Annotated in this window: 1 protein-coding gene; it reads right to left on the reverse strand. The window is 58.1% G+C overall.

Annotation, left to right across the window (positions count from 1 at the left end; all coding sequences use genetic code 11):
• On the reverse strand, positions 1–912 hold a 912-nt coding region (locus SxD43FB_RS23740), incomplete at its 3' end, for an IS110 family transposase (protein WP_096064171.1).
• Positions 913–1,016 lie beyond the last annotated feature (104 nt).

A 1,016-nucleotide genomic window follows, 5' to 3' on the forward strand; every position in this document is an offset into this window, starting at 1 on the left:
CTGTGCCCACTCACGCAGGCGAGGGCCGCCAAGCTTTCGAGACAAGATCGCATTTGCTGCTTCGTACAGGCATTTTCGAGCGAACCTGTCACCGCTTTTCGAGATGCGCCCGTTCCGGCTGATTTCGCCAGATTCGTAGCGCCTTGGCGTCAGACCGAGATAAGCGCCCGCGCTGGAAGATCGGTTGAAGCGTTCGGCGTCGTCGAATGCTGCAGTTACCGCCATCGCGGTGATCGGTCCGACTCCCGGCGCTGTCATCAAAAGACGTACCGTACCATGCTGTTTGGCTACCGCCCGGATTTTGCCATCGAGAGCAGCAATACGGGCTAGAATTTCACTCCGGGCGTGCATCAACGCTTCAAAGATAGGTATGAGCTCCGGTGCGACTGCCAGCTCGCCTGTGATGATCTCCGTCGCACGGCGTTTGAAGCCCCCAACCCGTTTTCCGAACATCACGCCAAACGTTTTCAGCAACCCTCTGATCTCATTTTCAAGCTTCACACGCATGCCAACCAGCGTATCGCGCGCTGTCAGCATCGCCCGGTTAACATAGGCCTCATGACTCTTTATCCGGGCAGCCTTGAACCAACCTGTGCGGACAATCTGAGCCAAGCCGCGAGCATCATGTCTGTCGGTTTTATTTGGCATCATTTTGAGGACCGCATTAGCGTGACGCGCATCCAGGCAAATGATCGGGACACGCCGCTTCGTCAGCGCGTTCCAGAGCCAGACGGCAAGGGGACCTGTCTCCATTCCCACCCGTTCGACATCCGCGGCGCGCTTCGCTAGCCAGTCGGCTATCGCGTCAGGGCAGGTCGGCACCTTCGCCTCCGCGAGAATCTCACCTTCCGCCCCAACCAGGCAAATCGCCGTCTCCTCCTGTGACACATCCAGTGCTGCAAAAACTCCCATAACGTCCTCCACGTTCGACTCCGGCCGAGCGCCGAAGCGGCAATGACATCCTACCGCAACAAAGCGGAGGTCGAGTGTGGCGATTACGTTAAGTGGTGTAGGTT

The sequence above is a fragment of the Sphingobium sp. D43FB genome (genome assembly GCF_002312805.1).
Taxonomy (GTDB): Bacteria; Pseudomonadota; Alphaproteobacteria; order Sphingomonadales; family Sphingomonadaceae; genus Sphingobium.